The 23,138-nt window shown below is 64.3% G+C and carries 30 protein-coding genes; 13 read left to right on the top strand and 17 right to left on the bottom strand.

All coding sequences use genetic code 11. The features are described 5' to 3' along the window. Nucleotides 1–26 precede the first annotated feature (26 nt). On the top strand, nucleotides 27–506 hold the full coding sequence (gene rplM, locus K3163_RS00690) for a 50S ribosomal protein L13 (protein WP_221427271.1): 480 nt from the start codon (nucleotides 27–29) through the stop codon (nucleotides 504–506). Then, nucleotides 506–1,030 carry a 30S ribosomal protein S9 gene (rpsI, locus tag K3163_RS00685; RefSeq protein WP_221427272.1) on the top strand — a complete coding sequence of 175 codons (525 nt, stop codon included), beginning with the start codon at nucleotides 506–508 and terminating at the stop codon, nucleotides 1,028–1,030. The genes rplM and rpsI overlap by 1 nt, the downstream gene beginning before the upstream one ends. A gap of 103 nt (nucleotides 1,031–1,133) precedes the next feature. On the opposite strand, the gene K3163_RS00680 is transcribed toward rpsI, so the two are convergent. From K3163_RS00680 to K3163_RS00665, 4 genes are all read right to left on the bottom strand, one after another. Further along, complete coding sequence (locus tag K3163_RS00680; protein WP_247712647.1) at nucleotides 1,134–1,334, bottom strand: hypothetical protein; 201 nt, start codon at nucleotides 1,332–1,334, stop codon at nucleotides 1,134–1,136. Nucleotides 1,335–1,415: 81 nt separating this feature from the next. After that, the gene (locus tag K3163_RS00675; RefSeq protein ID WP_221550826.1) at nucleotides 1,416–2,276 is read right to left on the bottom strand and encodes a metallophosphoesterase family protein; all 861 of its coding nucleotides are present in this window, start codon (nucleotides 2,274–2,276) and stop codon (nucleotides 1,416–1,418) included. Next, nucleotides 2,266–3,123 (bottom strand): diacylglycerol/lipid kinase family protein, encoded by an 858-nt coding sequence (locus K3163_RS00670; protein ID WP_221550816.1) that lies wholly within the window; start codon nucleotides 3,121–3,123, stop codon nucleotides 2,266–2,268. The genes K3163_RS00675 and K3163_RS00670 overlap by 11 nt, the downstream gene beginning before the upstream one ends. Nucleotides 3,124–3,162: 39 nt before the next feature. After that, nucleotides 3,163–3,429 (bottom strand): hypothetical protein, encoded by a 267-nt coding sequence (locus tag K3163_RS00665; RefSeq protein WP_221427275.1) that lies wholly within the window; start codon nucleotides 3,427–3,429, stop codon nucleotides 3,163–3,165. 203 nt (nucleotides 3,430–3,632) lie between these two features. Between K3163_RS00665 and K3163_RS00660 the strand changes: the two genes are divergently transcribed. Further along, nucleotides 3,633–3,923, top strand: coding sequence for a UrcA family protein (locus K3163_RS00660; protein WP_221550814.1), 291 nt, complete (start codon nucleotides 3,633–3,635; stop codon nucleotides 3,921–3,923). 242 nt (nucleotides 3,924–4,165) lie between these two features. On the opposite strand, the gene K3163_RS00655 is transcribed toward K3163_RS00660, so the two are convergent. The 3 genes from K3163_RS00655 to K3163_RS00645 form a co-directional block, all read right to left on the bottom strand. Beyond that, on the bottom strand, nucleotides 4,166–4,903 hold the full coding sequence (locus K3163_RS00655) for a LytR/AlgR family response regulator transcription factor (protein WP_221427277.1): 738 nt from the start codon (nucleotides 4,901–4,903) through the stop codon (nucleotides 4,166–4,168). Beyond that, nucleotides 4,896–6,137 (bottom strand): sensor histidine kinase, encoded by a 1,242-nt coding sequence (locus K3163_RS00650; RefSeq protein WP_345719684.1) that lies wholly within the window; start codon nucleotides 6,135–6,137, stop codon nucleotides 4,896–4,898. Before K3163_RS00650 ends, K3163_RS00655 begins: the two co-directional genes overlap by 8 nt. An 82-nt stretch (nucleotides 6,138–6,219) precedes the next feature. Next, nucleotides 6,220–7,734, bottom strand: coding sequence for a fumarate hydratase (locus tag K3163_RS00645; protein ID WP_221553926.1), 1,515 nt, complete (start codon nucleotides 7,732–7,734; stop codon nucleotides 6,220–6,222). A gap of 185 nt (nucleotides 7,735–7,919) precedes the next feature. Here K3163_RS00645 and K3163_RS00640 point away from each other — a divergent pair, with 185 nt between their 5' ends. The 5 genes from K3163_RS00640 to K3163_RS00620 all read left to right on the top strand — a co-directional run bounded on the left by K3163_RS00640 (nucleotide 7,920) and on the right by K3163_RS00620 (nucleotide 13,125). Beyond that, a complete protein-coding gene (locus K3163_RS00640) occupies nucleotides 7,920–8,516 on the top strand; it encodes a protein-L-isoaspartate O-methyltransferase family protein (RefSeq protein WP_221427278.1) in 597 nt (198 codons plus the stop codon). A gap of 18 nt (nucleotides 8,517–8,534) precedes the next feature. Further along, on the top strand, nucleotides 8,535–9,989 hold the full coding sequence (locus tag K3163_RS00635) for a TolC family outer membrane protein (protein WP_221550812.1): 1,455 nt from the start codon (nucleotides 8,535–8,537) through the stop codon (nucleotides 9,987–9,989). A 92-nt stretch (nucleotides 9,990–10,081) separates the two neighbouring features. After that, entirely contained in the window at nucleotides 10,082–10,603 is a 522-nt protein-coding gene (locus K3163_RS00630) for a DUF2497 domain-containing protein (RefSeq protein ID WP_221550810.1), read from the top strand. Nucleotides 10,604–10,646: 43 nt separating this feature from the next. Next, a complete protein-coding gene (locus tag K3163_RS00625; RefSeq protein ID WP_221550808.1) occupies nucleotides 10,647–12,755 on the top strand; it encodes a dipeptidyl-peptidase 5 in 2,109 nt (702 codons plus the stop codon). Further along, a complete protein-coding gene (locus K3163_RS00620; protein WP_221427282.1) occupies nucleotides 12,748–13,125 on the top strand; it encodes a (2Fe-2S) ferredoxin domain-containing protein in 378 nt (125 codons plus the stop codon). Before K3163_RS00625 ends, K3163_RS00620 begins: the two co-directional genes overlap by 8 nt. On the opposite strand, the gene K3163_RS00615 is transcribed toward K3163_RS00620, so the two are convergent. Then, the gene (locus K3163_RS00615) at nucleotides 13,122–13,418 is read right to left on the bottom strand and encodes a hypothetical protein (RefSeq protein WP_221550806.1); all 297 of its coding nucleotides are present in this window, start codon (nucleotides 13,416–13,418) and stop codon (nucleotides 13,122–13,124) included. The two genes, K3163_RS00620 and K3163_RS00615, sit on opposite strands and share 4 nt — an antisense overlap. 110 nt (nucleotides 13,419–13,528) lie before the next feature. Here K3163_RS00615 and K3163_RS00610 point away from each other — a divergent pair, with 110 nt between their 5' ends. The 3 genes from K3163_RS00610 (at nucleotide 13,529) to xth (ending at nucleotide 15,288) form a co-directional block, all read left to right on the top strand. Then, a complete protein-coding gene (locus K3163_RS00610) occupies nucleotides 13,529–13,960 on the top strand; it encodes a CBS domain-containing protein (RefSeq protein WP_221427284.1) in 432 nt (143 codons plus the stop codon). A 31-nt stretch (nucleotides 13,961–13,991) separates the two neighbouring features. Continuing rightward, on the top strand, nucleotides 13,992–14,321 hold the full coding sequence (gene erpA / locus K3163_RS00605) for an iron-sulfur cluster insertion protein ErpA (protein ID WP_221427285.1): 330 nt from the start codon (nucleotides 13,992–13,994) through the stop codon (nucleotides 14,319–14,321). A 181-nt stretch (nucleotides 14,322–14,502) separates the two neighbouring features. Then, on the top strand, nucleotides 14,503–15,288 hold the full coding sequence (gene xth / locus K3163_RS00600; protein WP_221550804.1) for an exodeoxyribonuclease III: 786 nt from the start codon (nucleotides 14,503–14,505) through the stop codon (nucleotides 15,286–15,288). A 70-nt stretch (nucleotides 15,289–15,358) separates the two neighbouring features. Here xth and K3163_RS00595 read toward each other — a convergent pair whose 3' ends face one another. From K3163_RS00595 to K3163_RS00555, 9 genes are all read right to left on the bottom strand, one after another. Next, complete coding sequence (locus tag K3163_RS00595) at nucleotides 15,359–15,961, bottom strand: cell wall hydrolase (RefSeq protein ID WP_221550803.1); 603 nt, start codon at nucleotides 15,959–15,961, stop codon at nucleotides 15,359–15,361. A 246-nt stretch (nucleotides 15,962–16,207) separates the two neighbouring features. Further along, complete coding sequence (locus tag K3163_RS00590; protein ID WP_221427287.1) at nucleotides 16,208–16,546, bottom strand: DUF1491 family protein; 339 nt, start codon at nucleotides 16,544–16,546, stop codon at nucleotides 16,208–16,210. Continuing rightward, complete coding sequence (locus tag K3163_RS00585) at nucleotides 16,546–17,004, bottom strand: PaaI family thioesterase (protein WP_221550801.1); 459 nt, start codon at nucleotides 17,002–17,004, stop codon at nucleotides 16,546–16,548. Before K3163_RS00585 ends, K3163_RS00590 begins: the two co-directional genes overlap by 1 nt. A 21-nt stretch (nucleotides 17,005–17,025) precedes the next feature. Next, a complete protein-coding gene (gene hpf / locus K3163_RS00580; protein ID WP_221550798.1) occupies nucleotides 17,026–17,598 on the bottom strand; it encodes a ribosome hibernation-promoting factor, HPF/YfiA family in 573 nt (190 codons plus the stop codon). A gap of 72 nt (nucleotides 17,599–17,670) precedes the next feature. Further along, complete coding sequence (dnaQ, locus tag K3163_RS00575) at nucleotides 17,671–18,360, bottom strand: DNA polymerase III subunit epsilon (protein ID WP_221427290.1); 690 nt, start codon at nucleotides 18,358–18,360, stop codon at nucleotides 17,671–17,673. Nucleotides 18,361–18,390: 30 nt separating this feature from the next. Beyond that, nucleotides 18,391–19,005, bottom strand: a complete 615-nt coding sequence (gene coaE, locus K3163_RS00570) for a dephospho-CoA kinase (protein ID WP_221550796.1) — start codon at nucleotides 19,003–19,005, stop codon at nucleotides 18,391–18,393. Then, nucleotides 19,002–19,853 (bottom strand): shikimate dehydrogenase, encoded by an 852-nt coding sequence (gene aroE / locus K3163_RS00565; RefSeq protein WP_221550787.1) that lies wholly within the window; start codon nucleotides 19,851–19,853, stop codon nucleotides 19,002–19,004. The genes coaE and aroE overlap by 4 nt, the downstream gene beginning before the upstream one ends. Continuing rightward, nucleotides 19,850–20,446 carry a Maf family protein gene (locus K3163_RS00560; RefSeq protein ID WP_221550778.1) on the bottom strand — a complete coding sequence of 199 codons (597 nt, stop codon included), beginning with the start codon at nucleotides 20,444–20,446 and terminating at the stop codon, nucleotides 19,850–19,852. The genes aroE and K3163_RS00560 overlap by 4 nt, the downstream gene beginning before the upstream one ends. Beyond that, on the bottom strand, nucleotides 20,443–21,234 hold the full coding sequence (locus K3163_RS00555) for a pyruvate, water dikinase regulatory protein (RefSeq protein WP_247710043.1): 792 nt from the start codon (nucleotides 21,232–21,234) through the stop codon (nucleotides 20,443–20,445). Before K3163_RS00555 ends, K3163_RS00560 begins: the two co-directional genes overlap by 4 nt. Before the next feature lie 373 nt (nucleotides 21,235–21,607). Between K3163_RS00555 and hemE the strand changes: the two genes are divergently transcribed. Then, complete coding sequence (gene hemE, locus K3163_RS00550) at nucleotides 21,608–22,633, top strand: uroporphyrinogen decarboxylase (protein WP_221550767.1); 1,026 nt, start codon at nucleotides 21,608–21,610, stop codon at nucleotides 22,631–22,633. Between the two features lie 45 nt (nucleotides 22,634–22,678). Continuing rightward, nucleotides 22,679–23,125, top strand: coding sequence for a CopD family protein (locus tag K3163_RS00545; RefSeq protein WP_221550765.1), 447 nt, complete (start codon nucleotides 22,679–22,681; stop codon nucleotides 23,123–23,125). Nucleotides 23,126–23,138: the final 13 nt, after the last annotated feature.

Below are 23,138 nucleotides of genomic sequence, written 5' to 3'. Positions count from 1 at the left end.
TAACTCGAGCAAACGGACATCAAGCCATGAAGGCTCTCACGAAAGTGACCCAGTCGGCCAAGCCGGCAGAGGTCGAAAAGGACTGGCACATCATCGACGCGGAAAACCTCGTCGTCGGCCGTCTCGCGGCGATCATCGCCAACATCCTGCGCGGCAAGCACAAGCCGAGCTACACGCCGCACGTCGATTGCGGCGACCACGTCATCGTCATCAATGCCGACAAGGTGAAGTTCACCGGCAAGAAGATGGACGACAAGATCTATTACAAGCACACCGGCCACCCGGGCGGCATCAAGGAAACCACCCCTGCCAAGGTGCTGGGCGGTCGTTTCCCCGAGCGCGTCCTTGAAAAGGCCGTGCAGCGCATGATCCCGCGCGGCCCGCTTGGCCGTGCGCAGATGAAGGCGCTCCACCTCTACAACGGCACCGAGCATCCGCATGAGGGCCAGAAGCCCAAGACGCTCGACGTCGCTTCGATGAACCGCAAGAACAAGGCTGTTGCATAATGGCTGACGAAACCAAGAACGAAACCGTCTCGGATCTCGCAGATCTGAAGGACATCGCTGCAGACGCGCCTCAGGGCGACGCTGCAGACATCGCAGCCAAGGCCGACGTTCCCCTGCGCGAGCAGGAACTCGACGCACAGGGCCGTGCCTACGCAACCGGTCGTCGTAAGGACGCTACCGCTCGCGTATGGCTCGTTCCCGGCAGCGGCAAGATCACCGTCAACGGCAAGGACCAGGAAGTCTACTTCGCCCGTCCGACGCTGCGTCTCGTGATCGACCAGCCGTTCGCCATCACCGAGCGCCAGGGCCAGTACGACGTTGTCGCCACCGTTCGCGGCGGCGGTCTCTCGGGCCAGGCCGGTGCGGTCAAGCACGGCATCAGCCAGGCTCTCGCCAAGTACGAGCCGGCCCTGCGTTCGACGGTCAAGGCCGCCGGCTTCCTCACCCGCGACAGCCGCGTGGTCGAGCGTAAGAAGTACGGCCGCGCCAAGGCACGTCGTAGCTTCCAGTTCTCGAAGCGCTAAGTTTCGACACCGATCTTTTCGATCACCGAGGAAGGGCGGTCCCGCGAGGGGCCGCCCTTTTCGTTTGCGCCGAGTTGTCTTTCTCGCAGCGAACCCGAAAGGCTCAGCGCTGGAGCGTCATGATGCCCCATGCGAGTGCGGTGCCCGCGAAGAACAGCGGCCAGCTCCACCACATTTCATATTCGTAGATTTCCTGCCGGAAGATCGCGAGGTACCCTCCGCGCGAGCCCTGGCTGCCCACCACGAGGGCCACCACATATGTCAGGATCGAGCCCAGCGGCACGGCCTTGAAGAGTTCGATCACCGGCTTTCCCCCTTGGCTCCGGTCAATGTGGCTCGGGGTGAACCTCGCGTCTCCGGGTTTCGAAACCGATGACGGCGGTGGTTAATGCACCGGAGGATCGACCCGCGGGATCTGCCGCACGGGCGCTACCGGATCGCGAGGATCGCGTGGCGGGAGCGCATTCTCGGGCACGTCGTCGATCTGCATGTCAGCCGTCTCGACGTGCTGCAGGTTGCGCACCGCGACTGTCAGGCGGGTGCCGTCCCATTCGATTTCGTTGAAGCTGCACGGGGTCGAACGGGTACGCTGCGACAGTGTGCCCGCACCGATCATGCGGACCGGCCCTTCGCTGGTGTCTTCCATGATGTCGAAGGCATCGTGGACGTGGCCCGAAAGCACCGCCTCGACCGGGCGGCGGGCAAGCGCACGCAGCGCCTTCTCCCCGTTCTTGGTCAGCGCGGTTCCCTGCGTCCCCACTTCGCGCAAAGGGTGGTGCACCGCGACGAGGGCGCGCCGTCCCTCGGGCATGGCATCGATCGCGGCGAGGCATTTCTCCAGCGCGGCATCGGTGACCCAGCCCTTGGACCAGTTGAGGCGCGGCTGCGCGCGGACTGCTGTCTTGAGCGGGATGATCGCCAGATTGCCGAGGTCGATTTCCTTCTCGACTTTGTCCTTCATGCCGTTGAAGCGGCGGTAGGGGTCGAGGAAGCGCTCGATCGGGTTGAAGTAGGGCATGTCGTGATTGCCCACCTCGACCGTCACCGGTGCGTCGAGCGAATTGATCCACTCGGTCGCTGCGGCAAACTCGTGGTGCCGCGCACGCATGGTGAGGTCACCCGTGATGGCGACGGCATCGGGCCGCTTCTCGGCAATTTCCTGCTTCACCCAGTCGAGCGCCCGATTGTTCTCGAGACCGAAGTGGACGTCCGAAAGATGAAAGATGCGACGCGCGTCAGTAGCCATGGTGGGTCGCTAGCAGATCGACCTCGCAGGAAGCCATCGTGAATTGCGCCCTGGGGCCAAGCTCGGCAGGTTCGCCGTCGATCAGGATAGAGAGCGGCGAACCGTCGGCCGTTTCGAGAGTCACTTCGTCGAGCAGGCCGAGGCGCGTGTGCGGCCCTTCGCGGAAATTGCGCTTTAGGAGCGCGAGGCTCTGGCTGAGCACTTCGCCCGTCCCCTCTGCATGGAAGGCATCGACATGCATGCCGCGGTGTCCCGGAGAGAGCTCGATCAGCGGATATCCCTCACTTCTGCCGCGGTCCGGCTCGACGCAGCGCACCATGGATTCGCCGGTGATGTCCGCGATGGCCTCACTCGTGCCTTCCGCGATCCCGGCGATATCGAAATCGCGCATGGACTCGCGCACGCCGGCCCAAGAGGTCCCGGGGCCGACAAGCAGGCCTGCGAGCGCGTCCCCGGCGGCGCAGCGCGTGATTTGGGGCCGCACGCGTTTCGCGGCGCCCGAGGCCATGCGGGCAATTATCTCTTCGATTGAAGCATCCACGCCGTGCAGACGCTTGCTGAGCAGGTTCATCGTCCCGCCCGGAAGCACGGCGATTGCCCCGCCCCAGCCATAAAGCGAAGTAATTGCCGCGTTCAGCGTTCCGTCGCCGGTAAAGATCGCCAGCCGCGTGGTTCCTGCCCGGTCGAGATCGGCGGCAGACGGCAGGTCCTCGTCGGGAAAACAGATCTTCCGCTCGATGCAGAAGCCGTGCCGATCGCAGTGCTCTTCGATCAGGCCGATCGCCTGCGCCGAATTGCTGCCTGAGCGGGCATTGGTGAGAAGCCAGATGGAGTTGTCGCTCGCCATGCGGCTTAAGCGCGCCGAAAAGCGCGCGGTTCCCGCGGGTTAAATGCGACCCGAAAGGATCAGCCAGGCGGTGGCGAGGTTGAGGGCGCTATAGATGCCATAGGCGACGGCTGCACCTGACCAGCCCTGCGCGGTGAGAATCATCGCCACCACGAGGACGACGAACTCGAAGGCGAGCGAGAAGCGCCCGCCACCGCGCTTGTAGAAGCCGGGCAGCGCGTCGAGCATGGGATGACGGCTCTCCAGCACGGCCTTCTGCATGGCGAAATTCGCCGTACCGAGGATGAAGAGCAGGAAAATCAGCATCCCTCCAAAGATAGGTGTGCCGTTCGCCGATTGCCAATCGCACTTCGTCGGCACTTTTCGATCATCGGTCCAGAATGCGTTCACGCCCGTCGATAGCCGCGTGCAATTACAGTTGTAGCTGAGCAATACAGGTTGTGCGGCGGGTCCGGTAAGACAGTCCCCCAGTAAAGTTAGGGCCCGCCGCAGACCCGGAGGAAAGACCCATGAAGAAGACCCTCACAGCTCTCGCAATTGCCGCTTTTGCACTCCCCGCCAGCGCGCAGACCGCTTCGTTCGAAGTCGAATATCGCGACCTCGACCTTGCCAGCGCGCACGGCCAGAAAACCCTCGAAGAGCGCATCGACGTCGCGGCCCGCAAGGCCTGCCGTTACAGCCGCCACGAGACCGGTTCCCGCATGCGCAGCGCAGATACGCGCCGCTGCTACCTCGAGGCCAAGGCCTCGGCTTCCAAGAAATTCGCAGCTGTCAAAGAGCAGCGCGCGAACGGCGGCTGATCAACCCCCAGTCCGCTACAACCTGCGCCCCGGCCGGATTGCAGTCCCCCGGCCGGGGCGCTTTTATGTTTGGCGCCCACATCCGCAGGCGTGTCCTCACTCGATGTGCAGCAAGCTGCACCCGCTGCGGGCAGTCGGTTGGCCTTGCGGACTGCTGTTCGCAGCCCGATCGGTCACAAGCAGTCTTTGAATAGGGAACCTGGGGCGCGCTCGCATAATCGCGAGAGCGCAAGCCGGGAAAATTACCGCCCCGCCATCGCCTTTACCTTGGGAAGGTAGGTCCGGCCGATGCGCAGCGCTTCGCCGTCTTCCATCTCGACCGACCACACGCCCAGGCCATCGTGGCGCAGGCCCTTGATGCGGTCCTTCCTGAGGATGGTCGAGCGGTGGATGCGGATGAACTTGGCGGGGTCGAGCCGCTTCTCGAGGCCGGCGATGGTCTGCAGCAGCAGGTAGGACCGGTCCTCGACATGGAGTCGGACATAGTCGCGCTCGGCATCGATGCGCGAGACTTCCTCGGTGTCGATGCGGATGAGCTCGCTGCGATGCGGGATCCACAGCTCCTCGAGCCACTTGCTTTCCTCGCGGTCGCCATCGCCGCGGCGGGCGAGCGCACGCTGGATCGCGCGTTCGAGGCGATCGGGCTTCACTGGCTTGAGGACATAATCGACCGCGTCGAGATCGAAGGCCTCGACAGCGTAATTGTCATGCGCGGTGACGAAGACGACCGCGGGGCGCTGTTCCTGCTTGGCGAGAGTCTTGGCGACCGAGAGGCCGTCGACTTCGGGCATGGTCATGTCGAGCAGGATGAGATCGGGCGTCAGTGCCTCGACCAGCCGCAGCGCCTGTGCCCCGTCGCTCGCGGTGCCGACCACGTTGAGCGCGTCCATCTTGCTGCAGATCACCTGCATGCGTTCGACCGCCAGCGGCTCGTCGTCGACGATCAGCGTGCGCAGCTTGTCTTCGGTTTCCTCAGCCATGCTTCACCATGGGTAGCCTCAATTCGGTTTCATAGCCATCGATCGACTGGCCGGACGTGATCGTCGCTTCCTGGCCGAAGCGCGCTTCGAGCCGGTCGCGGACATTGGCGAGACCGATGCCGAAACCGCCCGAATGGCCGGTGGGCACGCCCGGACCATTGTCGCTGACGCGGATCACGAGGCGGCCGTATTCCTCGCGCGCGACGATGCTGATCGTCACCGGCTGCGCGCTCGCCGAGACGCCGTATTTAACCGAGTTCTCGACCAGCGGCTGCAGGATCATGCCCGGTACCTTGAGCTGGGCGAGATCCCTCGGCAGGTCGACGCGCACCTTGAGGCGTTCGGGGAAACGCACCGATTCGATCTCGAGATAGTGCTCCTGCAGGTCGATCTCGTCCTCGAGGCTGACATCGCCGGTCGAATCGTCGGCCAGCGAATGGCGATAGAAGCGCGAGAGCGACTGGATCATTTCCTCAGCGCGGTCGGCCTTGCCGGTCATCACCAGCGAGGACAGCGAATTGAGCGTGTTGAAGAGGAAATGTGGGTTCACCTGGTAGCGCAGGCTCCGCAGCTCGGCCGCCTTGGCAGCGGTGCGGAAGCGTTCGCCGCGTCGTTCGGCAGCGCGGGCACGGGCACCGGCGACGATCGCGAGGTAGAGCGCGGCCCATGCGAGCAGCAGGAAGTAGCGGCTGAGGGCAAGATCAGTCAGGCGGCGCCAGTAATCGGCAGCCGTTGGCGCGGGTTCGATCACGATGGAGGCGGGGCCCGGTGACGAGGGATCGCCGGCATCGCGCCGCGAGCCGCCCTCGGTGCCCTGCCCCGGAATATCGAGCAGCAGGTTACCCGATTCGTCGCGGCGGATTGTGAGGCCGCGCTGTTCGCCGATTTTCTGGCGGACCTCGTCCTCGATCGGCGCGAAGATCATCGTGTTGATCTGCGCAATGGCGAGCGAGGCGGGCACGGCAGCAATGATGGCAATGCCGACCTTGAAGGCGAGGCTCTTCGCATCGAACATGCGGAGGAACATCCACAGCAGGACGGTGATCCCGCCGCCCGCGATGCAGACGACGGCGCGCCTCCACAGCAGTTCGTTCTGCATTTCGAGCCCGACCACGGCGCCGCGCGCAGTGATCAGCAGGAAGTAGGCGATCCACAGGCCGACGATGGACAAGGCGATGACCTTGACCGGCGCACGCGCCTCGGTGCGATTAATCTGGGGTTCAGTGTCTGACACCGGCTCTAGATGGCGTTTCGACGGGGCGAAGGCCAGCGCCGCCGTCGAATATGCACTGCCGTTTGTCGAGCAGGAACGCTCCTTAGGCGGTCTCTACCTCGCCTTTCGCGATTTTCTCGCGCCAGCGCGCAGGCGCCAGCGTGTGAACATTGTTGCCGGCCGCATCGACCGCGACGGTCACCGGCATGTCCTGCACCTCGAACTCGTAGATCGCTTCCATGCCGAGATCCTCGAAGGCGACGACCTCAGCGCCTTTGATCGCGCGGCTGACGAGATAGGCAGCGCCGCCGGTGGCCATGAGATAGGCGACCTTGAAGCGGCTGATGACCTCGACAGCATCGTGCCCGCGTTCTGCCTTGCCGATCATGGCGAGCAGGCCGAGGTCGAGCATCATTTCGGTGAACTTGTCCATGCGGGTGGCCGTGGTCGGGCCAGCCGGGCCGACGACTTCGCCCATCACCGGATCGACCGGGCCGACATAATAGATCGCGCGGCCCTTGAATTCGACCGGCAGTTCCTCGCCCTTTTCGAGCATGTCGTGAATGCGCTTGTGCGCGGCATCGCGCCCGGTGAGCATCTTGCCCGAGAGCAGCAGGCGGTCGCCATGCTCCCAGCTGGCCACTTCTTCGGGCGTGAGATTGTCGAGATCGACGCGCTTGGCGGCCGCATCCGGCTGCCAGGTCACATCCGGATATTCGTCGATGTTCGGCGGATCGAGATAGGCAGGGCCCGATCCGTCGAGCGTGAAATGCGCATGGCGTGTGGCGGCGCAGTTCGGGATCATCGCGACCGGCTTGCCCGCCGCGTGGCAGGGCGCATCGAGGATCTTCACGTCGAGCACGGTCGAAAGGCCGCCGAGGCCCTGTGCGCCGATGCCCTGCGCGTTGACGGCATCGAAAATGTCGATGCGCAGCTGCTCGAGATCGGTCTGCGCACCGCGCTGCTTGAGCTGCCCCATGTCGATCGGGTCCATCAGGGAAAGCTTGGCGAGCTTCATGCAGTGCTCCGCCGTTCCGCCGATGCCGATGCCGAGCATGCCAGGCGGACACCAGCCCGCGCCCATCGAGGGCAGCTGTTCGACGACCCAGTTCACGATGTTGTCGCTGGGGTTCATCATCTTGAACTTCGACTTGTTCTCGCTGCCGCCGCCCTTGGCCGCGACATCGACAGAGATCGTATCGCCCGGCACCATCTCGACCGAGAGGACACTGGGCGTGTTGTCGCGCGTATTGCGGCGGGTGAAGGCGGGATCCGCGAGGATCGAGGCGCGCAGCTTGTTGTCGGGATGGTTGTAGGCCTGGCGCACGCCCTCATCGACCACTTCCTGCAAGCTGCGGGTCGTGTCGATGCGGCAGTTCATGCCCCATTTGACGAAGACGTTGACGATCCCCGTGTCCTGGCAGATCGGGCGGTGACCCTCGGCGCACATGCGGCTGTTGGTGAGGATCTGCGCGATCGCGTCCTTGGCCGCCGGACCCTGCTCGGCTTCGTAGGCCTCACCCAGCGCCCGGATATAATCCATCGGATGATAGTAGGAGATGTACTGGAGCGCGTCTTTCACGCTCTCGATAAGGTCTTCTTCCTTGATTACCACCATGCCGTTCATCGCTGCGCGTTCCCATGTTGCAGAATTGCGCTCCCCGATAGGCGCGTTTGCGGCCATCGGTCAAAGCGCTTGGAAGCAAAGGGTCTTGCGCCTAAGGCAACGCCCAGTGACAGACCCTATCGAGGACAGGGCTTGCCAAGCCGTGTTATCGATGTAATACAGCCCCTCGGATATTTATGACCACTACGACCAAGACCCGCCCCGACTACGCCGCCGCCCGCAAGGCGATGATCGACAGCCAGCTGCGCACCAGCGGCGTGAACGAGCCCTTCGTGCTCGAGCGCATGGGCAGTGTCGCGCGTGAGGATCACGTGCCCGAGAACGCCAAGGGCACCGCCTACATGGACCGCGCGATCCGGCTCGAGGATGGTGGCTTCCTGCCCGCTCCGCTGTTCCACGGCGCGATGCTTGCCGAGGCGAGCCCGAAGAGCGACGACAAGGTCCTCGTGGTCGATGGCGGCAGCGGCTACCTGACCGCGCTGGTCGAACCGCTGGTGGCGTCGGTGAAGACGATCACCCCGGCAGAGGCGCTGAAGGCCAAGAAGGGCGACTACACGCTCGTCCTCGTCGACGGCGCGATCGAACATGTTCCGGCCAATATGGCCAAGCTGGTCGCCGAAGGCGGCCGCATCGTCACCGGCCTCGTCGAGCGCGGCGTCACCCGCCTCGCCACGGGCCGCAAGGCAGGCAAGGCGCTGGCACTGCTGCCGCTTGCCGAAATGGGCGTGCCGCGCATGGGCGCCTTCGACAAACCGGCAAGCTGGAGTTTCTGAATGCAGACGGGAGGGGTCATGAGAAAGCTGGCAATTTCGGGGAGCGTGGTCGCGCTCGCCATGTCGACGGCTCCTGCCCATGCCGACACGCTGCAGGAAGCGCTGACCGATGCCTATGTGAACAACCCGACGCTTGAGGCCGCACGGGCAAACCAGCGCGCTACCGACGAGGGCGTGCAGATCCAGCGTGCGCAGGGTCTCCCGTCGATTACCGCCAGCGGTAACTACATCGAGTTCATCAAGAACTCGCCCAACAGCTTCACTGCACCCGATCGCCGGTTGCAGGTCGGCCCCGATCTCACCGTGCCGGTCTATTCCGGCGGCGCCGTGCGCAATGGCATCAAGGCAGCGCGCGAGCGGGTCGATGCCGGACGCGCGGACCTGCGTGCGACCGAGAGCGCGATCTTCAGCCAGGTCGTTGCCGCCTATATGGACGTGCTGCGCGGACAGGCGCTGGTGGCCCTTTCGGCAAACCAGGTGGACGTGCTGACGGTCAATCTCGAGGCAACCGGAGACCGCTTCGAGATCGGCGACCTGACGCGCACCGACGTTGCCCAGTCGCAGTCACGCCTCGCGGTGGCGCAGAGCGACCTGCGGAGCGCACAGGCAACCCTGATCCAGGCCCGCGAGACCTATATCGCGCTGGTGGGCGATGCGCCGCAGGACCTGCAGGCGCCCCCGCCGCTGCCCGGCCTTCCCGATAGCGCCATCGAGGCCGTCGACGTGGCGCTTGAGAACAATCCCGATCTGATCGCCGCCAAGGAACGCGCACAGGCCGCAGGCTACGACAGCGAAGTGGCCGGAGCTGGCCGCCTGCCGACGCTCTCGCTATTCGCCGGCGCAGATTACACCAATTACTTCGACACGCTGGCCGGTGGTGCGGGCGGGATCGCCCAGAACGAGACCACCGCCAATGCAGGCGTGCAGGTCAGCATCCCGATCTTCCAGGGCGGCCTTCCGGCTGCGCGCCAGCGCCAGGCGATGGCCCGCGAATCGGCGGCGCTCGAACAGGTAATCGCGACCGAGCGTGACGTGATCGCGCAGACCCGCGCATCCTATTCGAGCTGGCAGGCCAGCCTCGCCATCATCGAAAGCTCGCAGGCGGCCGTCGATGCGGCCACGCTGAGCCTCGAGGGCGTGCGCGCCGAGAACTCGATCGGCAACCGCACCATTCTCGACGTGCTCAACGCCGAGCAGGAACTGCTTTCCGCACGCGTCCAGCTGGTGACCGCGCGCCGCAACGCCTATGTCGCCGGCTTCTCGCTGCTTGCAGCCATGGGCCGCGCAGAAGCGCGCGATCTCGGCCTCGGCGACGAGGGCGTACTCTACGACCCGATCGACAATTACGAACGCGTTGGCGGAAGCATCTGGGACTGGGGCCGCGACCCCGAGCCGACAGCCAAATCGACCCGCACCGTCGACATCCCTCCCGCCACCTCGGACATTCCCGAAGTGCAGGGTCCGCAGGATTGACCACGCGCTAGATTGAAGATGGGGCCGATTGGCCTTAGCACTGGAATCCTTCCCGATTCGGGATCGGACTTGAGGCAAGGGCAGGGCGCAAGATGCAGAACAACGGCGAACCGTCGGTCGAAGAAATCCTCGACTCGATCAAGAAGGTGATCGCGCGCGACAGCGGCGAGACGCCTGCCGCTGCATTCGGCCGTCGCCGCGGCCTCGTGGCCGGTGACGCCGAACCTGCCGATGCCGAAGAGGCCGAGGAAGTCCTCGAACTCGGTGCGGAACTCGGCGAGGAACTCATCATCGATGAAGACGCGCTGGACGATGATGCCGCGATCAACGCCCGTTTCGGCGACGAGCCCGGCGAAAACGAGGATGGCCTCGACGAAAGCCTGATCGCCGACGCCACGCGCAGCGCGATGCAGCAGAATTTCGCCGCGCTCAGTATGCTCGCCAAGCCCGGCAAGCAGCCGCAGATCGTGCGTTCGGGCGAGACTTCGCTCGAGGGCCTCGTGCGCCAGATGCTGCGCCCGATGCTCGCACAGTGGCTCGACGACAACCTGCCCTCGATGGTCGAGGAACTGGTCAAGGCCGAGATCGCGCGCATCGCCGGCAAGAAGCGCTGATTCCCCTTACCTAAGGCTCCATTGCGCGCTAGACCGCGCAGCCATGACAGCAATCCAACGGGCCGCATTCCCGCTCGCCAGCGCCTTCGCGCTCATCGCCACTCCTCTCGCCGCGCATACCGATGCCGCGCCGATGCAGGCGAAGGACCTCGTCACCATGCCGCGCCTCGGCAGCCCGACGGTTTCGCCCGACGGCACGATGGCGGTCTATTCGGTGACCACCACCGATAGCGAAAGCCTGGCTCGCTCGGGCCAGCTCTACATGCGCTCGCTTGCAGATGAGGACGCGGAGCCCGTCGCTCTCGACCTTGCAGGCGGTGCGGCAAGCTTCGCAGGCGATGGCTGGCTGTATTATCTCGCAGAAGGCCATCACGGAGGACCGACGCAGGTCTGGCGCGCGCAGATCGGAGCGGACGGAAGCGTATCGAACATCGTGCAGGTGACCGACATCCCTCGCGGCGTCGAGGGTTACAGCGTCTCGGGCAATGGCGAGAAGATCGCGATCTGGACCGATATCGCCCGCAGCTGCACCGATCTCGCCTGCGACGACAGCGCCAAGCCCTATGCGCCCGGACCGGGCGATGGGCGCCTCTACGAAGGCGACGGCGGTTTCTATCGCCACTGGGACCAGTGGGAGACCCCGGGCACCTATAGCCGTGTCTTCACTGCCGGGATGGGCAGCTTCTTGTCGAGCGAAGCCTTCACGCCGGTCGACGGAGCGATCGGCGCAGGCGGGCCGCAGGGCGATACGCCGACCAAGCCGTTCGGCGGGGGCGAGGACGTAGTCTGGGCACCCGATGGCTCCGGCGTCTATTTCGTCGCCCGCGAGGGCGGGGCGAGCGAACCCTATTCCACCAATCTCGACATCTGGTGGTCTGATCTTTCGGGCGGTGCGCCCACCAATCTCACGGATGCAAACGAGGCGCTAGACGCGCTGCCGGTGCCTTCACCCGACGGCCAGTTCCTCGCCTATGTCGCAATGGAACGGCCGACCTACGAAGCCGACCGGCAGGTCATCATGCTGCGCGACCTGAAGAGCGGAGTGGTCACCCCGCTGACGGCCGATTTCGACCGCAGCTTCGGCTCGCTCGCATGGACGCCCGACTCGCGCTGGATCGTCGCTACCGCGCAGGACGTGCTCGATACGCCCGCATTCCGCATCGACCCGCGTAGCGGCGCGGTCGAACGCCTCGACCTGATGGCGGGCAATGAAGCGCATATCGGCAATGTCACGCCGCTCGCCAGCGGCGACATCCTCTTCACGCGCGATTCGATCGGGGCCCCTGCCGAACTGTTCCTGTCGAAGGACTGGGGCATGGCCGAACCGCTGACGCAGGTCGCCACCCCGACGATCGGCAAGTTCGCACCAGTGGTGGTAGAGCGTTTCAGCTTCGCCGGCGCCAATGGCGACACGGTCTGGGGCCAGATTACCAAGCTCGAAGGGCACAAGGGCAAGATGCCCGCGATCCTCTATGTCCACGGCGGACCGCAGGGTTCGTTCAACGATGGCTGGTCGAGCCGCTGGAACCCGCGCGTCGTCGCTAGCCAGGGCTATGCGGTGATCTCGGTCGATTTCCACGGCTCCACCGGATACGGGCAGGACTTCACCGACAGCATCAACGGCGACTGGGGCGGCAAGCCGCTCGAGGACCTCAAGCTCGGCCTTGCTGCAGCGCTCGAACGCGACACGCAGATCGACGGCAGCCGCGCCTGCGCCATGGGTGCGAGTTACGGCGGCTACATGATGAACTGGATCGCGGGGAACTGGCCCGATCGGTTCGACTGCCTCGTCCAGCATGACGGCCTCTTCGACATGCGCAGCTTCTATTACACGACCGAGGAACTGTGGTTTCCCAAGTGGGACTTCGGCGGCAGCTACGCCGAGAACAGCGAGCTCTACGAGCGCTGGAACCCGGTGAACCACGTCGACAAGTGGCAGACGCCGATGCTCGTGGTCGCAGGCGAGAAGGATTTCCGCGTACCCTATACGCAGGGTCTCGCCAGCTTCACCGCGCTGCAGGAGCGCGGCATCGAGAGCCAGCTGCTGGTTTTCCCGAACGAAAACCACTGGGTGCTCGGCGCGAAGAACTCGCTCCAATGGCACAACACGGTCTTCAACTGGCTCGATCGCTGGCTCAAGCCGGATGAGTAAGAAGGGCAGCCTCGAGAAGGCGCAGAAGGCACTCGGCAAGATCGGCGGCGAGACGGCCGAGCGGCAGATCTTCCTGTGCGCGGTGAGCGAGAAGCAGAAGTGCTGCTCGCGCAGTGACGGGAAGGCGGCCTGGAACTACCTCAAGAAGCGACTGAAGGAGCTGGAGCTCGTCGGGCGTGGGGGTACCGTGCAGCGGACGAAGGCCGACTGCCTGCAGATTTGCGCGCACGGGCCGATCGCCGTCGTCTGGCCGGACAACGTCTGGTACCATTCGTGTAACGAGGAAGTGCTCGAGGCAATCATCCAGCGCCACCTGATCGGCGGTGTTCCGGTCGAGGAATACCGCCTGCAGAGCGGCGAGACGGCCTAACTGTCGGGATCGTTGTCGGGCAGGTTGTTGTCGACCGATTCGTCGTGGCCCGTTCCCGATGACAGGAACACGAGGCCCATCAGCGCGCCTGCCAGCAACATCACGAAGCCCACGCCGAGCGCGGTCGCGATGTAGAAGTGCACCGAAACCTCGCCGCCGAACTTGCAGAGCAGCGCCATCGCGATCGCGACGAGGCCGATCGTGAACAGCAACATGGCGCGCATGATGCGGCGGTAGCGCGCCCATGCGAATGCGGCTGCTTCGGGATCGTCGAGCGGGGAATTGCCAGTCATCGGCGGCCCACATGGCCTTCAACGGACCGCGTTTCAACGCTTTCGGGGCCGCTCGCTGGCTTTTCGCGGCCAGAAGTGGCATTCTTTCGTGGTCTGTTGAGGAGGCGCGAATGAACATTGGGAACCTGATCGAGGCCCGGGCGAGTTCGGACATCATCTCGGTCAATGTCGACCAGCCCGTCAGGGAAGCGGTGAAACTGCTTGCTTCGAGGCGCATCGGTGCGCTGCCGGTCATGTCCGGTGGCAGGGTTGCCGGGATCTTCTCCGAACGCGACGTGATCTACCGGCTGGCCGACGAAGGCTCCGCCTGCCTCGATCGCCCGATTGGCGAGGTGATGACTTCTCCTGCCATCACGACGACCAACGACACGCCCATACTCGATGCACTTTCGCTCATGACGAAGCGCCGCATCCGCCATCTTCCGGTGATCGACGGGGAGGCGATGTGCGGCTTCATCTCGATCGGCGACCTCGTGAAGGCACGACTGGACGAGATCCAGCACGAAGCCGAAGCGATGCGCGAATATATCCAGACCGCTTGAGACAAGGCGCAACGCCTCCTACATCGCGCCCATGGCCGAAATGCTCACCCTTACCGATGCCGCCGCCAAGCGCGTGGCCGCCATTGCCGAAAAGCAGGCAAAGCCCGCGATCCTGCGACTATCGGTTGAGGGCGGGGGCTGCTCGGGCTTCCAGTACAAGTTCGACCTCGCCGAGGCCGCGGAAAGCGACGACATGGTGAGCGAAACCGATGGCGTGCGCCTCGTCGTCGATCCGGTCAGCCTCGACCTGGTGGCCGGAAGCAAGGTCGATTTCGTGGAATCGCTGGGCGGCGCGGCCTTCCGCGTCGAAAATCCCAACGCGGCCGCCGGCTGCGGCTGCGGATCGAGTTTCGGGATTTAGATTAGACTTTCTCTGGTGATGCGGTCCGGACATCCGTCCGAACCTTTCGGCACCAGCCCGCTCCCCCACCCGGCCACCCAAGCAGGATCGTGCCGTGGGAGGCCGAGTGGGGGAGCGGGCCGGAGCCGAGCGCAGGACGTGGCGCTAGCCATGTCCGGTCAGACGCCATAAAGCCCTGCTCATGAAGATCGCCACTTTCAACATCAACGGTATCAAGGCGCGCCTGCCGCGCCTCATCGAATGGCTCGAGGAAACCCGGCCCACGGTCGCCTGCCTGCAGGAGATCAAGAGCATGGACGAGAACTTCCCGGCCGAGGAATTCGAGAAGATCGGATACGAGGCCATCTGGCACGGGCAGAAGAGCTTCAACGGCGTCGCCATCCTTGCCGATGGGACCAAGCCTGTAGAAATCCAGCGCGGGCTGGGGATCGACGGGCCCAAGGACGGCGAAGGCGAGCAGGCGCGTTATCTCGAGGCCGAGGTAAACGGCGTGCGCATCTGCAACCTCTACCTGCCCAACGGCAATCCGCATCCCGGACCCAAGTTCGATTACAAGCTTGCCTGGATGGAGAAGCTGCGCGCGCGCATGAAGGCGGTCTGGGACGAGGAGGTGCCCGCCGTGGTGCTGGGCGACTTCAATGTCATTCCCGAAGACAAGGACGTCTGGTCTCCCAAGGCAATGGCCAGCGATGCGCTGATGCAGCCCGAAAGCCGCGATGCTTACCGGCGCCTGCTTGCCGATGGCTGGACCGATGCCATCAACACGCTCAACCCGCGCGGCGGCGTGTGGACCTATTGGGACTACCAGGCCGGGGCATGGCAGCGCGACCACGGCTTCCGGATCGACCACCTGTTGCTCTCGCCCGAACTGGCCGACCGGATGGCGGCGGCAGGCGTCGACAAGGAATATCGCGGGCGCGAGAAAGCTTCCGACCACACGCCCGTGTGGGTCGAGATCGCCGGCTGAGGCAGCTGCGCAAAGGAAAAGGGCCGCCGCATGCAGCGACGGCCCTCGGATTTCCCGTCCGGTTTACCGCTTAGCGGTAGAAGATGTGCGTCTTGATCGCAGCGCGGCGGGTCTTCTTCGAAGCCCAGCGCGGGTTCACGTAAGTGGCGTGGAAATAGAGCGAATCGTCCGCTTCGCTTTCCCACAGGCCCTGGTGCGCGATGCGCGCGATCTTCTTGGCGCGCGCCCAAGCGGCCGAACCGGTCTTGATACGCGGCATGGTGCCGCCACGCACGAAGCTGAACTGCGCGCGCTGGTACACGACCCCGCAATAGCTCGAGGGGAAGCGACGCGATTCCGAGCGGTTGATCACGACCTGCGCAACGGCCAGCTGGCCGGCAAGCGGTTCACCGCGCGATTCGAAATAGACTGCGCCGGCAAGGCAGCGCATCTCGTCGGTGAGTTCCTCGGGCGCGGACATTGCAGCGACAAGGTCGCGCAGGTTGTTCGCCGCGGCGGGAACGTCTCCGATATATTCGGGGGAGGCTTCCTCGGGAAGCTCCTGGACCACTTCTTCGCTGACGAAAACGGGAACGACCTCGTCGGTGAGAACCGTTTCCTCGGCGGTGGTTTCTGCGGCCGCATCGGCGACCTGGGCACCGGTTTCTTCCGCACCGGCAAACGTTGCAATCATGGCTGCGGCGCCTGCCGCAAGACCGAAAATCGATTTACGCATAATTCCGCTTGTTAAGGCGGTGAGCAAGCAGTCACAGGCTGGGATTCAGTGCGCGTTATCTTGCGTCTTGAAACTCGAATCCGTTTAGCGGGCCTGCCGCTGGCTCCCCGTCTGCGTGCTTGTCAATTCGACCCCATTGCCGATCCCGACCGCCTACGCATCGAAGCTGCGAGGCCAAATAGTCTCAATTGAAACCTTGTCAAGTTAACGAGCGGGTGAATCTATCAGCCGTTCCACTTCGGGACCGTCGAGCTCAACGAACCAGCAATCGGGATCCTGGCGCTTCCTGCGGGCGATGTATTCATCGAATTCCCGCACGTTTTCATCGTCTTGCTCGCGGGTGCAGGTGAACCTTCGAGACCCGTCCATCTGCGGCATCCGCTCCCACAAGCGGGTATTTTTGCCACTATGTGTGGTTAATATGGCAATAGTTCCGGCATCGTATTCACCCTTCTGCAGGACCATGCCGAAGCCCCCCAATTCCTGCGCCAGGCGCAGCAATCCGGCCACTTCCAGATGCGCTGGAAGGCGCGCGTCTTCCATCAGCCCGTATATCCCTCAAGGCTGGAGAGCGGGATGCGCGATTTCATGAAAGTCCCGGTGCCGCGCCCGATTTCGTCACCCTCGGCATCGACCAGCCGCGATTCCGCCACGAAAACGCGCCTCTTGCCGCTCACCCAGCGCCCTTCGGCAACGACTTTCCCCTCGCGCACGGGCTTGGTGAAGTGGAGGTTGAACGAGGTCGTCAGCAGGAAGCGGTCGGTCACCAGCGTGTTGGCGGCATAGAAGGCCGCATCGTCGAGCATCTTGAAGTAGATCGTGCCATGCGCGGCGCCGGCCGCGTGATAGGACGCCTCGGTCACTTCGAAGGTGATCTGCGCGGTGCCTTCGCCGGTTACCTCGAGCGAGGATTCGAACTTAGAATTGACCGGAGCAGAGGCGTAAAGGCTCTCGAGCGCGCGCCAGTGCCGCTCGGCTCCGCTGCTTGCCGCCCCGTCCATGGTCGCGTCGCCCTGCCTTTCCTAGCCGCGCGGTTCGACCCAGCCGATCGAACCATCGGGGCGCCGATAGACCATATTGTGCGCTTCGGTAGCCCCGTTCTTGAAAAACAGCGCATTGGTGTTCTGCAGGTCGAGCAGCATCACCGCATCGGCGACCGAGCATTCGGGGATCATCGCGCTGGTTTCGGCGATCACCGGCGGGCTCTCGTGATCGATCTCTTCCTCGGTGTCGGGCTCGGGCGCGGCAAAGATCGTATAGGCCGCTTCCTGCTCGCGCATGGCGTGATCGGCCTGTTCGTGCCGGTCCTTGATCCGCCGCTTGTAGCGCCGCAGCTGCTTTTCGATCTTCGCGACGGCCGCATCGAAGGCCTGGTGCACGTCATGCGCCTCGGCATGACCCTTGAGGATCAGGCCCTGCATCACGTGGGTGACGATGTCGGAGGAGTAGGCGCCGCCCGCGGCCTTGCCGAAAGTGACGTGGCTGGAGATCGCGCGGTTGAAGTACTTCTCCACGATGCCTTCCAGTCGGTCCTCGACATGCGCTTGCAGAGCTGCGCCGGTGTCGATCTGGTGGCCCGAAACACGGATATCCATAAGCGTCGTTCTCCTCTTGTAACGCCCCGACGATCCTTCCGGCCCCGTCCGCCGGATTCCTTGGCCGGTGACCTAGCCCCAGAGGGCGTTGTCGATCCCGGACATGAACTTCCTGTGCCGCTCCAGCTCTTCGGCGGTCGGCATGTGCGGCCGCGGTTCGCGGCGCGGCCCCTCCGGCGCCTTGCGAACGGCCGTGACTTCCTCGGTGATCGAGACGACCGAAGCCTCGGCAGCCAGCTCGAGCCCGATCTGGCGACCGCCCTTCAGCTCGACATAGACCTGCGCGAGCAGCTCGGCATCGAGCAGCGCGCCGTGCTTCACGCGGTGGCTGCGGTCGATCCCGTAGCGCGTGCACAGCGCATCGAGCGAAAGCTTGGCGCCCGGATGGCGCTTCTTGGCGATCTGCACCGTGTCGATCATCCGGCTCATGCAGATCGGCTCGCGCTCGATCAGGGTGAGCTCGGCATTGAGGAATCCGAAGTCGAAGCCCGCATTATGCGCGACCAGCGGCGCATCGCCGATGAATTCCAGCAGCTCGTGGAAGGTATCGCGGAAGAGCGGCTTGTCGGAGAGAAACGCGCTCGACAGGCCGTGCACCGCTTCCGCGCCCGCAGGCATGTCGCGTTCGGGATTGTAATAGGCGTGGTAGGTGTTGCCGGTGGGAACGAGGTTGACCATTTCCACGCAGCCGATTTCGACCATCCGGTCGCCCGTCTTGGGGTCGAGTCCGGTGGTTTCGGTATCGAAAACGATTTCACGCATTGGCTAACCTATCGGACTCAATTCCGCAGATTACAAGGGGTCTTGGCTACCTATCTCGGCTCGCAGAAGGGCGATCAGGTCGATCACCTCGTCCTCGGTTTCGGCGAGCGACTGGCCCGTATCGATGATGTGGTGCGCGCGCTCTCGCTTCTCGGCATCGGGTGTCTGGAGCGAAAGGATATGCGCGAATTTTTCGGGCGTCATATCGGGCCGGGCGAGCACGCGCTTGCGTTGCACTTCCGAAGGCGCGGAGACGACGACGATCCGGTCGACCGCCGCATGGCCGCCCTTCTCGAACAATAGCGGGATATCGAAGACGACGAAGGGCGCACCGAAGTGCTCGATCAGGAACGCCTCGCGTTTCGCCGCCACTGCCGGATGCACGATCGCCTCGAGCCGGGCGAGCGCTTCCTTGTCGCCGAAGACCTGCTTGCCGAGATGATCGCGCAGCACGCCGGTCTCGTCGGTGCTGCCCGGGAACTCCGACTCGATCGCAGGGACCAGCTCGCCGCCGGGCCCCTGCATGGCGCGCACTTCGGCATCGGCATCGAAGACCGGCACGCCGGCGGCCTCGAACATCGCCGCGACGGTCGACTTTCCCATGCCGATCGAGCCGGTGAGGCCGATGATGAGCGGTTTCGTCATGCAAGGAGCCTTTCGCGCAGTTCGGCGTCGCCCTCTCGCGGGGCATCCTCGCCGAAGAAGTGGGTGAAGGCAGCCGCCGCCTGGCCGATCAGCATGGCGAGCCCGTCGATGGTCTCGAAACCGGCCGCGCGGGCATTTGCGAGGAACTGTGTCTCGACCGGATCGGTGACGATGTCATAAGCGAGCGATCCTGGCGGCGCGTGGCTCCAGTCGAAGGGCAGGGGAGGCTGGCCGCGCATGCCGAGCGGGCTGGCGTTGACCACGAGGTCGCAGCAGCCTTCGCGGTCGTCGAAGTCGAAGTCGGTCGTTTCGGCGAAATGCGCAAGATCGGCGGCGTGATGCTCGCCCTCGGCCAGTTCCGAAAGGAGCGCGCCCGCCTTTTCCGGATTGCGGCCGGCAAGGACGATGGTGAAGCCTTCGCGCGCGAGCCCGGCCACGATCGCGCGGGCCGCGCCGCCCGTACCGAGCACCCGCGCCATGCGGAAATAGTGCTGCTTCGCCAGCCGCTCGCGCAGCGGCTCGAGAAAGCCCGCGACATCGGTGTTGCGACCGACGAGCTTGCCGTCCGGAGCGCGGTGGATCGTGTTGACCGCACCCACGCGCTTCGCCAGCGGTTCGAGCCGGTCGACCAGCGGGATCACCGCCTGCTTGTGCGGCATGGTGACATTGCAGCCGCGCCAGTCGGGATCCTCGCGGCGCGAGGCGATATAGTCCGCCAGATTATCGCTCGTGACATGATGCGCACGATAGTCTGCATCGAGCCCGAGCTGCTCGATCCAGAACCCGTGGATCAGCGGCGACTTCGACTGGGCGATCGGATCGCCGATCACTTCGGCATAGATCGTCACGAGGCGAGCACACCCTGTTCGCGCAGCGCGGCGAGCACCTGGAGTAGCGGCATGCCGAGGACGGTGAACTGGTCGCCCATGATGCTCTCGAACAGCTGGACGCCCGGACCTTCTATCCGGAATACGCCGACGCAATAGGAGACCTCGGGCCATTCGGCATCGAGATAGGCCTCGATGAATTCCTCCGACAATTCGCGCACGCGAAGCCGGGCGAAATCGGAACCGACCCAGACGATCTGCCCGTCCTTCGCCAGCGCCGCCGCGCTGTGGAGTGTCATCACCTTGCCCGAGAAGAACCTCAGGTGCTCGGCGGCCTGCTGACGGCTGGCAGGCTTGTCGAAACGGCGTCCGTCCACTTCGACGAGGGAATCGCTGCCGAGCACGACACCGTCTGCCTCGACCGCGGCTGCCTTGGCTGCGGCCAGGGCCTGGGCGATCTCGGCCGGCTCTGCGCCTTCCATTTCGGCTTCGAGGCCGCGCTCGTCGACATCGGCCCCGCGCGCTTCGAAGGGCACGCCTGCCGCTTCGAGCATGGCCTTGCGCGATGCGCTGTTGGAGGCGAGCACGATTGTCTCGTTCGCAAGCCCGCTCATATCGGCTTCATTCCTTCGAACAGGCCCTGCTCGCGCTGTTCGCGTTCGCCAAGCAGGCGGATCACGGCGGCGGCGGTTTCCTCGATCGAGCGGCGGGTCACGTCGATGACCGGCCAGCCATTGTCGGCGAACATCCGGCGTGCGAAGGCGACCTCGCTCTTCACCCGCTCGTTGTCGACATAGTCGGTCTGCGATTTCTCGTTGAGCGTCAGCAGGCGATTGCGGCGAATCTGGACGAGCCGCTCGGGCGCGGTCGTCAGGCCGACGATCATCGGCCCCTTCAGATCGAAGAGCTTGGGCGGGGGCGGGCTTTCGACCACCAGCGGGATGTTGGCGACCTTGTAGCCGCGATTGGCGAGATAGATGCTGGTCGGCGTCTTCGAGCTGCGCGACACGCCCGCGAGAAGGATATCTGCCTCTTCCCAGTTCTCCCAGCCGACACCGTCGTCATGCGCGATCGTGAACTGGATCGCCTCGACGCGCTCGAAATAGGCCTTGTCCATCTGGTGCTGCTTGCCCGGACGGCCATGCGCCTGCTGGCCGAGCGCCTTTTCCAGTGCCTCGGTGACGCGGTCGAGGATAGGCACAGCAGGCAGGCCGTTCTGTGCGCAGACCTCTTCCAGCCTTCCGCGCGCCTCTGGATTGACCAGCGTGAACAGCACGAGCCCTGGATTGGCCTTGAGTTCGGGCACGATCCGGTCGAGATGCTGCTTGCTCCTGACCATGGGCCAGAAATGGCGCACGACATCGGCGTCGTCGAACTGCGCCAGCGCCGCTTTTGCCAGCATTTCCAGTGTCTCGCCGGTGGAATCGGAGAGCAGGTGGAGATGGATGCGTTGGGAGATAGGAGCCTCGCTCTCGGCCTGTGGACAGCGGCGGGATAAACCACGGGACAGGTCTGGCGACAAGTTCGGTGATGAATTCCCTCCCCGCTACGAGTCATCTTCGGGGGTGATTCCCGCACACCAAGGGGGGAGTTTTGCGCAGGCTGGGAACAGTGGGGACAAGTTTGACTCGACTCATGTGCGACCACGAGTCGCAAACCCGCCAGAAGCCTTCCAATCGCCGAAGAATTCGGGCAGGGGCCGCTTGTGCCCGATATCCACAGGGCCAACAGACTCCATCAATCCTTATAATAACTAGGTATTATTGGACTCCTGAATGCCCGGACTCCTTCTCGACACGCTGAACGGCACGCCTAGCGGCCAGGTCCCTCTCTGGCTCATGCGCCAGGCGGGCCGGTACCTTCCCGAATATCGCGAGCTGCGCGCCAAGAAGGGCGGCTTCCTCGCGATGGCCTACGATAGCGAGGCGGCTTGCGAGATTACCTTGCAGCCGATCGACCGGTTCGGTTTCGACGGGGCAATCCTGTTTTCCGATATCCTGATCGTGCCGCATGCGCTGGGCCAGCACCTCGAGTTCCTCGCTGGCGAGGGACCCAAGCTTTCGCCCAAGCTGGTCGATTCATCGCTCGATGCACTGACGCGCGATCCCTCACGCTACGAGCCGATCTACGAGACGGTGCGCCTGTGTCGGAAGCGACTTCCCGAAGGCGTGACGATGCTGGGCTTTGCGGGAAGTCCCTGGACCGTCGCGACCTACATGGTCGCAGGCGAGGGGAGCCGTGACCAGCACGAGGCCCGCGCACTCGCCTATCGCGATCCGGCGGCGCTGCAGGTGATCATCGATGCGATCGTGGACGAGACGATTACCTACCTTTCCGGCCAGATCGAGGCAGGCGCAGAAGCGGTCCAGTTGTTCGATAGCTGGGCAGGCAGCCTTGCTCCCAACGAATTCGAGAAATGGGTGATCGCGCCCAATGCGCGGATCGTCGCAGCGCTGGCAGAGAAGCACCCGGATACTCCGGTGATCGGTTTTCCGAAGGGTTCGGGCGAGAAGCTTCCCGCCTATGCCCGCGAGACGGGCGTGAAGGCCGTCGGCGTCGATGAAACGCTCGATCCGGCATGGGTCGCGCGCGAACTGCCCGAGGGCATGCCGGTACAGGGCAATCTCGATCCGCTGCTGCTGCTTGCCGGTTCGGACGAGCTGGAAAAGCGCGTGCGCACGATCCTTGATGCCTTTTCCGGGCGGCCGCATGTCTTCAATCTCGGTCACGGGATCGACCGGCGCACGCCGATCGAACATGTCGAGCGGCTGATCGCAGCGGTACGCAACCACGCCGTCTGATCGGACGGGGATGAAATCGGCGCGCGGTGTCGCTACATCGCAGTCATGCAGGATGTGCTTTCGATGACCTATCTCTGGCTCAAGGCAGGCCACATCATCTTCATGGTCTTCTGGCTTGCCGGGCTGTTCATGCTTCCGCGCCAGATGATCTATCTCCACCCCGCGGCGCCGGATTCGGAGGAATCGAAGCTCTGGGCGAAGCGCATGGGGCTGCTGCGCAAGATCATCCTCACACCCAGCATCATCGTGGTGTGGATCCTGGGCCTGCTGCTGGCGCAAACGCTGCAGGTGTGGGGTGAGGGGTGGCTGCACGTCAAATTGCTGCTTGTCGTGGCTCTGAGCGGCTTCCACGGCTATCTCGTGGCCCAATCTAAGAAGATGGCTGCCGGCGAACGCCCGCTGAGCGAGAAACAGCTGCGCATGTGGGGCGAGGTTCCCGGCGTGCTGCTGGCGCTGATCGTGGTGACCGTCGTCGTCTTCCGCTACATGTGACGCGACCGCGTTA

This window comes from Qipengyuania xiapuensis, assembly GCF_019711395.1.
Lineage (GTDB): Bacteria > Pseudomonadota > Alphaproteobacteria > Sphingomonadales > Sphingomonadaceae > Qipengyuania > Qipengyuania xiapuensis.
This window is presented reverse-complemented; position numbering and strand designations above follow the sequence as displayed.

Bases quoted from the DNA above. Each gene is read 5' to 3' on its own strand.
- rplM (WP_221427271.1), top strand. From the start codon at position 27: ATGAAGGCTCTCACGAAAGTGACCCAGTCGGCCAAGCCGGCAGAGGTC.
- rpsI (WP_221427272.1), top strand. From the start codon at position 506: ATGGCTGACGAAACCAAGAACGAAACCGTCTCGGATCTCGCAGATCTG.
- K3163_RS00675 (WP_221550826.1), bottom strand. From the start codon at position 2,276: ATGGCTACTGACGCGCGTCGCATCTTTCATCTTTCGGACGTCCACTTC.
- K3163_RS00670 (WP_221550816.1), bottom strand. From the start codon at position 3,123: ATGGCGAGCGACAACTCCATCTGGCTTCTCACCAATGCCCGCTCAGGC.
- K3163_RS00665 (WP_221427275.1), bottom strand. From the start codon at position 3,429: ATGCTGATTTTCCTGCTCTTCATCCTCGGTACGGCGAATTTCGCCATG.
- K3163_RS00660 (WP_221550814.1), top strand. From the start codon at position 3,633: ATGAAGAAGACCCTCACAGCTCTCGCAATTGCCGCTTTTGCACTCCCC.
- K3163_RS00655 (WP_221427277.1), bottom strand. From the start codon at position 4,903: ATGGCTGAGGAAACCGAAGACAAGCTGCGCACGCTGATCGTCGACGAC.
- K3163_RS00645 (WP_221553926.1), bottom strand. From the start codon at position 7,734: ATGGTGGTAATCAAGGAAGAAGACCTTATCGAGAGCGTGAAAGACGCG.
- K3163_RS00640 (WP_221427278.1), top strand. From the start codon at position 7,920: ATGACCACTACGACCAAGACCCGCCCCGACTACGCCGCCGCCCGCAAG.
- K3163_RS00635 (WP_221550812.1), top strand. From the start codon at position 8,535: ATGAGAAAGCTGGCAATTTCGGGGAGCGTGGTCGCGCTCGCCATGTCG.
- K3163_RS00630 (WP_221550810.1), top strand. From the start codon at position 10,082: ATGCAGAACAACGGCGAACCGTCGGTCGAAGAAATCCTCGACTCGATC.
- K3163_RS00625 (WP_221550808.1), top strand. From the start codon at position 10,647: ATGACAGCAATCCAACGGGCCGCATTCCCGCTCGCCAGCGCCTTCGCG.
- K3163_RS00620 (WP_221427282.1), top strand. From the start codon at position 12,748: ATGAGTAAGAAGGGCAGCCTCGAGAAGGCGCAGAAGGCACTCGGCAAG.
- K3163_RS00615 (WP_221550806.1), bottom strand. From the start codon at position 13,418: ATGACTGGCAATTCCCCGCTCGACGATCCCGAAGCAGCCGCATTCGCA.
- K3163_RS00610 (WP_221427284.1), top strand. From the start codon at position 13,529: ATGAACATTGGGAACCTGATCGAGGCCCGGGCGAGTTCGGACATCATC.
- erpA (WP_221427285.1), top strand. From the start codon at position 13,992: ATGGCCGAAATGCTCACCCTTACCGATGCCGCCGCCAAGCGCGTGGCC.
- xth (WP_221550804.1), top strand. From the start codon at position 14,503: ATGAAGATCGCCACTTTCAACATCAACGGTATCAAGGCGCGCCTGCCG.
- K3163_RS00595 (WP_221550803.1), bottom strand. From the start codon at position 15,961: ATGATTGCAACGTTTGCCGGTGCGGAAGAAACCGGTGCCCAGGTCGCC.
- K3163_RS00590 (WP_221427287.1), bottom strand. From the start codon at position 16,546: ATGGAAGACGCGCGCCTTCCAGCGCATCTGGAAGTGGCCGGATTGCTG.
- K3163_RS00585 (WP_221550801.1), bottom strand. From the start codon at position 17,004: ATGGACGGGGCGGCAAGCAGCGGAGCCGAGCGGCACTGGCGCGCGCTC.
- hpf (WP_221550798.1), bottom strand. From the start codon at position 17,598: ATGGATATCCGTGTTTCGGGCCACCAGATCGACACCGGCGCAGCTCTG.
- dnaQ (WP_221427290.1), bottom strand. From the start codon at position 18,360: ATGCGTGAAATCGTTTTCGATACCGAAACCACCGGACTCGACCCCAAG.
- coaE (WP_221550796.1), bottom strand. From the start codon at position 19,005: ATGACGAAACCGCTCATCATCGGCCTCACCGGCTCGATCGGCATGGGA.
- K3163_RS00560 (WP_221550778.1), bottom strand. From the start codon at position 20,446: ATGAGCGGGCTTGCGAACGAGACAATCGTGCTCGCCTCCAACAGCGCA.
- K3163_RS00555 (WP_247710043.1), bottom strand. From the start codon at position 21,234: ATGCTGGCAAAAGCGGCGCTGGCGCAGTTCGACGACGCCGATGTCGTG.
- hemE (WP_221550767.1), top strand. From the start codon at position 21,608: ATGCCCGGACTCCTTCTCGACACGCTGAACGGCACGCCTAGCGGCCAG.
- K3163_RS00545 (WP_221550765.1), top strand. From the start codon at position 22,679: ATGCAGGATGTGCTTTCGATGACCTATCTCTGGCTCAAGGCAGGCCAC.